The 2,174-nt window shown below is 31.8% G+C and carries 3 protein-coding genes; all 3 read right to left on the bottom strand.

Annotated features, from left to right (window positions below; translation table 11 throughout):
* Nucleotides 1-333 (bottom strand): hypothetical protein (locus tag CXF76_RS00605; protein ID WP_157823325.1); only part of this gene is annotated, 333 nt, incomplete at its 3' end.
* A gap of 369 nt (nt 334-702) precedes the next feature.
* On the bottom strand, nt 703-1,899 hold the full coding sequence (locus CXF76_RS00610; protein WP_101162800.1) for a hypothetical protein: 1,197 nt from the start codon (nt 1,897-1,899) through the stop codon (nt 703-705).
* A gap of 1 nt (nt 1,900) precedes the next feature.
* A partial coding sequence (locus tag CXF76_RS00615; RefSeq protein ID WP_232785073.1) for an SAF domain-containing protein occupies nt 1,901-2,174 on the bottom strand: 274 nt, incomplete at its 5' end.

Genomic DNA, 2,174 nt, shown 5'->3' on the forward strand with positions numbered 1-2,174 from the left:
AGTAGTACTATACATATCTCCGAAGTCAACTTGATCAGGATGATTTTTTTTTATTCCTTCTTCTATCCCAACCTGCCATTGAAGTAATACTTCAATTACATTTCTAAAAAAATGCGCCTGCGCCGCTTTTAAAGTAAATCTATCGTTAATTGATAAATCATCTATCAAAGCAGCTAACCCTTCTTCATAATCAAATATATTTATCTCTTCTATTTTTTTAGAATGAATATTTATAGAGTTAATGCGGTCATAGTCAGAAACAACAAAATTTGTGGATTTCCGATATTTACCAGTAAAATCCAAATATAAAACTTCACTACCTCTAATAGTCATAATCAGTAATTTCCTAAAAGATACAAATATAATAGATGTGTTTGAAACCAGTTAATTCTGGACAGTAAATTAAGTTTTTACTCTGCCACAACTAGAGCTGCCATATGATTGTAACGGCACTAACTGTGCCAGCTATAATTATTCATCAAGTAATTGCTAATATCATTTTCAGCTTTTTGTAGTTGCGATACCTGATAAGGAGGCCTACTTCTTTATACCTTAGCGCAATAACATTTATTGGTAGCTTTTAGCACTTACCTTTGTCGAAATAAAACATCCGCCCCCGATGGCTTACGATGTTGCGCGTAATATCCATTTCATCATAGCAAGAGGTAATATTTCCTATTTTTATATTAAGATGTAAGTTAATTAATAGACTTTATTATTTTTATATTCACTAAAAACGATTCCAAAAATAAAGATAAAAATAGCTAACGAGCACGCTATCGGTAGCAATAATAAACCATTTTGATCAGGAGAAATAAATAAAAAGTTTATTAGCACTATACTAAAAGTAAGAGCTACAGTTATACACACCCCTATCATATCTTTAGACCTCGATATATAGTAAGTCAATAATGATGAGTATATTACTAAAGCCATTTTCAAAAAAATAATTTTAGGAACAATACTCCAAACGCCAGGGTAACTTTCAAACAAGACTCCTTCAAATAGTTCAAAAGTCATTTTTGCTGGGTAATACATAATAAATGGGACTAAACTTATACCCAATAAAATCCTTAAATAGTTATTTCTAAACACTTTATCTTCATTTATTTTTTTTAAAAAAACAGGGTAAAAATAAAATAAAAATGTTGTAACACCTAAATAAAATGCCATACCGATTGTATCAGCGAGCTGATAGACGCCTAATAAGACAGAATCTAATTGCCAGCTTTGTATAATAAGCCTATCGATGGACATTAAGATAGTAAAGGCGATACCGCTTAATGCCATCGATAAGGCCGCACGTCCATAAAAATAAAAAACTTTAAGTTTTATCCTACGCAAAAGAGATTTAAAACTATTCGAGAAAAACTTAAAATCAGCCAGAACATAAACCAACAACATACAAGACTTAGCAAAGACTAATGCACTCAGATAACTATAAACATCCTGAACATAATAAAATGTTAGTACTAATAACCCTACAGAGGAAAGAAAATTAGCGATATTTATTGGAAGAAAGCGGACATCAACTCGCAGTTTCGAAGCAATAAAACTTGAAGTAAAAGTTGCAGCGCATATATAAAAAACTAAACCAACATGCTTAAGCTCCAGGAAAATAAATCCCGCTATAAGTGTTATTAAAAAACCTATACTCAATAATTTACTTGATGAATCAATTAACAACTCTTTAGAAGTCAGAGTATACTTTCTTGGCAAGTACTTGAGTATGAGTTGTGGTGCTCCAAAAGTACTATAATTTGAGTATGTAATAAAAATTAATATAGGCATTAACAATCCTAGCTGAGTAGGGCCGACCTTCTCCGCTAGGATCAAGTTAACCAAAGCTAAGCTGCCAATCTCTAAATATTTAAATAAAGAATATATTACAGCTTTCAAGTTAATCCTTTTTTATTAAAGTATTCTTTATAGCTGTTCCTGCTTTAATGCATTCTGCAGCAACACTACCAAGTACCTCATGTAAGTACTTGGGAGCTAAACCATAACCAGGTCTAATACTTTTTACATTTTCATGTGTAAATAACTCGCCTTCAGCAACATCTTTTACCACATAGAGTGAGCGTCTGAATATAGCATTTCCTTTCTCACTCTCTTTTCGCTCGTAATTTACTTTACCAACCGCTTCCCATGCTATTTTAGAGTCTCTACATAAT

Origin of the sequence: Pseudoalteromonas sp. 78C3 (genome assembly GCF_002836695.1) — a bacterium.
Taxonomy (GTDB): Bacteria; Pseudomonadota; Gammaproteobacteria; order Enterobacterales; family Alteromonadaceae; genus Pseudoalteromonas; species Pseudoalteromonas arctica.